The following is a 7,398-nucleotide window of genomic DNA, read 5'->3' on the forward strand; positions in this document are numbered from 1 at the left end:
ACCGATTACCGATTATCACCGGCCGCACGTATCATGCGACCAATGTGCCGCCTTATACCTTGCCGGCACACAAAACCAAGACGGTTTGGCGCAGCGAGAGCCACCAAGGCGAGGGGTATAACGAGCTCACGTTCGAAGACCAATCGGGCAGTGAGCAAGTGTATTTACATGCACAAAAAGACTGGCATACCGAGGTAGAAAACGACCGCGTGACCGAGATAGGTCATGACAACCACCATCAGGTACACAACGACCAATTTCATCGTGTGATGGGCAATGCGCATCATACCGTGGAGGGAGAGAGTCGCACCCGTATTGGTGGCAACCACTCCAATCTCGTCAAAGCCAGTGAGTACTATAAAGTCGGTAAGGTTCATGCGGTGGAAGCCGGAAGTGACATTCACCTAAAAACGGGCGCTAAACTGGTGATCGAAGCCGGTGCAGAAGTTACCTTAAGTGCCGGCGGTAGCTTTGTGAAAGTGGATGCGGCAGGCGTGCATGCTTCTGGTGCCGCAGTGAACTTAAACTCAGGCGGCAGCGCAGGCAGTGGACCAGGCTTTAATGGCCAAATGGCGAAGCGTCCCAAAACTATCGACGCCTTGGCCGATCCCGAAGCCGCGCCACTCCCCGATATCCAAGCGGTTGATGTAATGACCACATCAGAAACACAGCAAGGGGCACCGACGCCATCGTGGGCGCCGAGAACAGACGATACGCCATCATTGGCGCCTAAACGTCAAGTAGAAGCGCTAAAGGGACAATCTCCTTTATGTGAGGAGTGCGAGAAGTGATGACTATTTTGGCGCATAGCAATCTTTTCGATAGCGTCCCTGACATGCAGCCGCAAGAGGGTCATCGTTTGTATTTGATGGTCGATGGTGGACAAATTGAAGACATGGCGCAGCAACTATATGGCTTGGAAGGAGAGTTAGACATTATGCCTGTCTATACTCAACCGCCTTATGACCAGCTGCTCGCGGTTTCTCCCTTTATTGTACGATTGACCGACGCAGTGTGGACATGGTTTACGACCCTCAATCAACCCACTGCAGGATATGTATTCGCGTCTTCACACCCCGGGCTTGATGTCGCACATCAGTTACGGGATTTCATTCAAGTGCTGTCACCCTATGGCAGTAAGGTGTTCTTAAAGCTGGCGCACAGTGAATGCATTGATGCGTTGCTGTTTAATGACTTTGGTGGCTTCTGGTCCTTGATGTCGGCACTTTGGCTGCCGACGCGTGAAGGTTGGCAAGTTTATCATGCCCCTGAGTCGGCCAAATCAGTCTCGTTGCCCTATCAGCTCTCCGACCCTCAATGGAGCGCGCTTGGTAAGGTGGTTTGGCGTAATCAGATACAAAGCCTTAAGCAACATATGCAAACTTACTTTCCTGAGCGTCTTACCTCTCAGTCAGATCCTGACCAATGGGTACAGACGTGGGCAGAAACTGCCTATCAGCAAGGATTTCATACCGGGCAAGACCTGACGCAATTTTTCAATGTGTTAGGTTTTGTAGGTGAGCAAGCGCTTGATGCATCTGTGCATCCCGATATAAGCAATATTGTTCTCAATCCATCGGCACTGACGCCCTCTCAGCGCATCGAGCAAGCGGCCTTATTGGCAAAACACGAATCAGAACAAGCCGAGTCTCACTTATCGAACCAGCAGGAGCAGCTATGAGTGACCCAATCTCAGCGGCCAAATGTGCCAACAATCAAGATAGCCGCGACCCAACCGGACCGTGTCCTTTAAAAGGTGGCAGCGTTGGTTTTGTTCCTGTGCGTTATGCGTTCGACAATGGCTATGATCAAGACGATTACACACCAATATTTGCTTTACCTAAAAAGTGGCAAGGTGAAGCGTGGATCGAGGCAGAGTATAGCCAGCGCACATTGCGCCAACTAAGGGACGGTTGGCTGTATGTCTACGACCAAGACGCGGAGCGTCTCGATGAATACCAAGTGTCTGGTACCAAACTCATTAAAAAGCTGAATGATGACAGCGATGGCGAAACATCAAGCCGTTTAAACTATCCGGTTAAACACACTGTCTATCTTGCGTTTTCGCATCTACGCTGGACGGTGCGCTTAAAAGCGCTGATGCAAGAAAAGGATCAGCTACGCAGTGCGTGGATGCGAGAGCTCGATCTTGATTATTATCGCGAGAATATGGCGCATCCACACACCGGCAGTTTAAAGCAACTCGGGCAAAGTGTGATTGATATTGGCGAGGACTCTGCGCCGACTGGGTTATTTGCAAGTACGTGCACACCGCTTGATGAAGTCGATGATCTAGAAACCGATGAGCAAGACGTTCAACAACACCAGCACGTTGCACAAAAGCCAGGTAGCACGGTCACTGACTACAAGGTGGACTTGGATAAACCCAATGAAGGCTTTTTTATTGCGCTGGATGATAGGTTGGCCGATGTGTCTGATTTGTTCTTGCCTTTATCTCAGGAAGTCGCGCGACAGAGTGTTATTTTAAAAGACGAAGAGAACATGCATAAGCTCCAAATGGCTGAGCTGACGCGAATGCTAGCAGGCGTGAAATTGGATCAAGACGAAGTACCCAGCTCAGTGAAGGGTGACCCCATCAGAGAGTTGGCATTCGAGCGCCATGTTATTGACTATCTTGCGACACAACGGCTTGCTGACCAAGAGCGAGCGGCTTTAGAAAGTAATCCCAATGTCGCGACTGTGCCGATGACGTCACTGCAAGAAGAGGCGTTAAATAAAGGGGCGCTTCTTGAGGAACAATACGATTACCAACTCACTGAAGAGCAAAAACAGCGTTGGTCTATGTTCAGCGATGAAGTGGATTGGGAAGCGCTAGAGGCATTTCTCTCGGACCATTACAACCAATTACAAGGCCTTGATGCGCGCATCGCCAATCGCTACAAAGACTTTATGCATGGCCTTAAACAATTAAGCACCGAACCAGCCATTGTGGGTGTAGACAATCAAGACACGGATCATTTGGTGTATCTGCTGAGCTTAGTGAGTCAATATTTGGTTGGCGTAAAACACGCGATAAACAATGAGGAAGCACAGGCTGAACTGAATAAAGTTCTGGACTTTGATCAGCCTGATAATCTCTTAGCGCTGGCGTCAGTGGGTTTCTCAAAAGACAATTGGCAAGCACTGAATGATGAAGTGCAGAAGATTGAGCATCATTTTATCGGCTTAGATAAACCGGGAGACATGTTGGCACTGTTTAGTGCGATTGCTAACTATGACGGATTCACGGGCGATGTTCGTATCCAAGAGAAGGAATGGTTTAAATCGCTTGCAGAGCCCGTGAAAAACAGTTTTTCTGCGTTGCAGCATGCGACATCAGGCGCGGCGGAACAGACGTGGCGAGCGATAACCAACCTGTTATTTCCTAGCCAAATGAATACCACGCATAGTCCTGCAGGCATGATCAGCAATTTACGGCTAGTGATATTGGAGGCAATCGTTAATCCAGAAGCGATTGTTGCACACAACCCAGACTATCCGGCGCAAGTTTCGGCATGGCAGCGAAAGATGAATGCCGAAGTTGCAATAATTACACGGATCAGCCAACCCCCGGTGGGGCAACCAACCCCCAAAAATCACCAGATTCAAACCATGCATGCAGCTCAGCAGAGGTTGCAGAAGCTGTTGAGTAGTGAGTTACCTCAAATGGTCACGCTAAAGCATCAAGCGGCGAATGATGCAGCGAAAAAAATGCTCAATCAAGCCATTGAGCGCATCTGGCAAAAAGGTACACAAGCTGCTCAAACATCGTGGAATAAGCTCGGTAAAATGGGAGGCATACTTGCGATCCTCAATATTTGGAATAGTGCATCAGTCTTACATAATATTCGTTATAAAGCCGAGCAGCACCCAGAGACTAGCTTATGGGCAAACCCAGCACTAAGAGAAGCGACCTACTCGACCGCCTATGCGGTTTCTCAGGTTGCAGGACTTTGGCGCGATGAGGCATGGAAAAAAATAATCACCGATGAAGAGCTCTTAAAAAGAAGTCTAAGTAAAGTCTTGGAAAGGACATCAAGTGCCTCAAAGGCGGCCGCGTTGAAGACCTTTGCTAAAACCACAGCGATGGTTTCATTATTTGGCTTATTTGCAACGGGGCTAGAAACGTGGGATAGCTATAAAAAGTATGACGACTTGAGTAACACTCCAATGGAAAGTCTAGGTTACGTTCTAAAAGGACTAGCCGCTGGTTCGCAAGCGGTTGTGTTTCTCGCTCAGGCCGTGGCAAATTTCGCTAGTAGGTTTGGAATATTAGGCACAAGCATTGGATCAATAATTGCTCCTTGGATGATGACCACGTTAATGGTTGCAGGTATTGTGTCTTTACTTTCCGTCTTAATTATTAATCTAGTTAAACGCTCGGATCTTGAAATTTGGTTGCTTCACTCAACCTGGGGGAAGCAGACGAAAAAATGGGATTTTCTCGAAGATCTAACGAGTCTAGAGAATATTATTAATAAACCTCAAATTCGGCTAACTGCTATCCCAAGTCGGCAACCTTCACAATGGATGGACGCTGGCACAGAGCAGTGGCAATTAGAATTAACCCTGCCTGCGTTTACTCGGGATACAAAAATTGGTTTACAAATCACCCGTAAACCCAAAGATAAGAGCTACCACTACCGTGTTGCTCAGCCAAAATCTGCAGTGGTAGTCAATGAGCAAGGTGGTACATGGAGCACAGATGAGGCATCAGGAAGCCCTATCTACCGACTAAATATGGGCGGTACCACCGACGATACGGTGGCGGTGCTTGTCAGTATGCCTTTTGCTTGGCAAGCATCAGAAAAAGAGACGCTTGGTTATATTGCTGTCGGTAGTCATCAAGGCGATCTACTCGTAAACCCTGCTCCGAAAGACAAAAAACTTGCCAAACGCACCATTGAAGTGAGAGTTTACTGAATGACCTCTAATAAAAAAACCGAAGTACTTAAAGAGCAATTGGATAAGAGTAAAGTTGAATATTATTGGGAGTTTTCTGGTATTGGTGGAAAATATTCTGGCCCCATTAGACTGGTTGTCGCTCTCTTTATTGGCTTATTTCTACCTGTATTCTTGATGGTAGTAGAGGACACTCCGATATGGAGCTCTGGTTCTTTGTTTTGTTTTACATTAGCAACCATGGGTTTTTTAATGACGAGGTATCTCTTTTTTCCCGACAAACATCGCTGTTATCACTTGACCTCATTGGGAATTCATTACACAGAGAAAGATGTGATCCCAGAGGCTGCTTACAAAGTCGTTCGCGGCATTTCTTGGGTGGGTATCGCAGTCTGTATTATTACTGGGTTTATGCTAGGTCCTCTTGCCTTTGTTGGGGCCGGTGGTTTTGCGCTGATGTCATTTGGGATGACGAATTTTCGCCCTAAGATTAATCAGTACTATATATTGATTTCTGAGCGTACGGTTGTGTTTGATTTAGAGAACCATGGGGTACTGTCATTCGAAGCTGCAGAGCAGGATGTGCATGCTTACGGTGGCGATATATACACCATGACAATCGACCAAAAGCAAGAACTACTTGCTACATTACGTTCACTCTTCCCTAGTATCGAGTTCGTCAAAATAAAAAGGTTGAAAGACCAGTATAAACACCCTATCTATCAGCAGGAAGAAGAGAGTGCTGCCGAATAGGATGATTTTTAACAGCTCACTTCAATTCGGGAAGAGTGAATGATGCGTACCATTGAAGTGAGAGTAGACTAAATGATCTCAAATGAAACAGTCGAACGATTAGAAGAGCAACTGTACACAGATAGAGTTGAGTACAACTGGGAGCAAGTTGGTCCTGATGGGAATTATTCCCCAATGGTTCGATGGGCTCTCTCTCTAATGATTGGTTTGTTTTTGCCAACGTTTTTAATGATTGTTAGTGATGCTTCCTGGTGGAGTACTGCTTTTTGGTTTTGCTTCACTTTGGCTGTGATGGGAGTTTTGATAACAAGATATCTATTTATTCCTGACAAGCACCGTTGTTATTATCTAACCTCTATGGGTATTCATTACACAGAAAAAGACATGATCCCCGATGTTGCTTATCAGGTAGTGCGTGGTTTTGCGTGGGTGGGAATCGTGGTCTGTGTTATTGCCGTGTTTGTGCTCGGTCCTCTCGCGTTTGTTGGAGCAGGTGGCTTTGCGCTAATGTCTTTTGGGATGACGAATTTTAAGCCAACGACGGAAAAGCATGAGGTATTCTTTTCGGATAGACCCATATTATTTAATCCGATGAGCGATAGCATATTACGCATTGATAGTAATATTCCTACTGAGTACTCCAGCAGTCGAAACTTTTACTTTTCTTCTTTGGGAGAAAAAGACGCGGTTGTATCCTTGATTAAAAAAATTAGGAAAGATATCGAGTATGTGGAAATGACTAAAATGAATGACATGTTTAAACATCCAATCTTCATTCAGGACTAGTATATTTGGATACCAAAGAGAAACATTGKTTTTATAATGTCATGTTATCTATGGGTGATGCTCTATTCATATCAATGTATCTTGAAATTGCTGGGGCGAGCGGTTGAAGTAAGAGCTGAAAAAATGAGTAATGGAGATAACACAGAGCTCCTCGAGGAGCAGCTGTGTGCTGCTCAGGTGATTTATTCTTGGGAATCTATGGGGGCGGGTCTGAAACACGAGAATATGGTTAAATGGGGACTGTCGATATTTGCTGGAACATCATTTCTTTTGTTTCTTTGGTCAGTGCTCGAGAAGTTGACTGTCGACTCATTTGCTTTTTGGGTATTAAGTGGTTTTTTGACACTGATGGTTTTTGCATCAAGATACTTGTTTCTACCCGATAAACATCGCTGTTATCAATTAACCAGTCTCGGTATTCATTACACAGAAAAAGACATGATCCCCGATGTGGCCTATCAAGTGGTGCGTGGTTTTGCGTGGGTGGGCATCGTGGTCTGTGTTATTGCCGTGTTTGTGCTCGGTCCCCTCGCGTTTGTTGGGGCCGGTGGTTTTGCGCTGATGTCTTTTGGGATGACGAACTTTCGCCCTAATGTAAATCACTCTTATATATTAATGGACCACCGAACCATTCTATTTGACTTGGCTAACGATAATGTGCTTTCTTTTACTATTCCAGAGAAAGATAACCTAGAATATAAACGTCGTGTATATACTCAAACGTATGAAGAAAAACTCACCGTTATAAATCACTTATATACTCTTTTCCCTAATTTAGAAGTTATCAAAATCAATAGGGCAAATGATCAATATAAACACCCTATCTATCAGCAGGAAGAAGAGAGTGCTGCCGAATAGGATGATTTTTAACAGCTCACTTCAATTCGGGAAGAGTGAATGATGCGTACCATTGAAGTGAGAGTAGACTAAATGATCTCAAATGAAACAGTCGAACGA

5 protein-coding genes and 1 pseudogene are annotated in these 7,398 nt (G+C 45.7%); all 6 read left to right on the forward strand.

The features are described from left to right. Positions 1-791, forward strand: a pseudogene (locus BZG78_RS14960) (type VI secretion system tip protein VgrG); the annotation flags it as partial. Beyond that, the gene (locus BZG78_RS14965) at positions 791-1,681 is read left to right on the forward strand and encodes a DUF4123 domain-containing protein (protein WP_077460796.1); all 891 of its coding nucleotides are present in this window, start codon (positions 791-793) and stop codon (positions 1,679-1,681) included. The pseudogene BZG78_RS14960 and the gene BZG78_RS14965, both read left to right, overlap by 1 nt. Further along, positions 1,678-4,923 carry a T6SS effector BTH_I2691 family protein gene (locus BZG78_RS14970; RefSeq protein ID WP_077661657.1) on the forward strand — a complete coding sequence of 1,082 codons (3,246 nt, stop codon included), beginning with the start codon at positions 1,678-1,680 and terminating at the stop codon, positions 4,921-4,923. Before BZG78_RS14965 ends, BZG78_RS14970 begins: the two co-directional genes overlap by 4 nt. Next, positions 4,924-5,655, forward strand: coding sequence for a hypothetical protein (locus BZG78_RS14975; protein WP_077661658.1), 732 nt, complete (start codon positions 4,924-4,926; stop codon positions 5,653-5,655). 72 nt (positions 5,656-5,727) lie between these two features. Beyond that, the gene (locus tag BZG78_RS14980; protein ID WP_077661659.1) at positions 5,728-6,441 is read left to right on the forward strand and encodes a hypothetical protein; all 714 of its coding nucleotides are present in this window, start codon (positions 5,728-5,730) and stop codon (positions 6,439-6,441) included. Positions 6,442-6,564: 123 nt separating this feature from the next. Next, positions 6,565-7,299, forward strand: coding sequence for a hypothetical protein (locus tag BZG78_RS14985; RefSeq protein ID WP_077661660.1), 735 nt, complete (start codon positions 6,565-6,567; stop codon positions 7,297-7,299). The last annotated feature ends 99 nt before the right edge of the window (positions 7,300-7,398 follow it).

This window comes from Salinivibrio sp. MA351, assembly GCF_001996065.1.
Lineage (GTDB): Bacteria > Pseudomonadota > Gammaproteobacteria > Enterobacterales > Vibrionaceae > Salinivibrio > Salinivibrio costicola.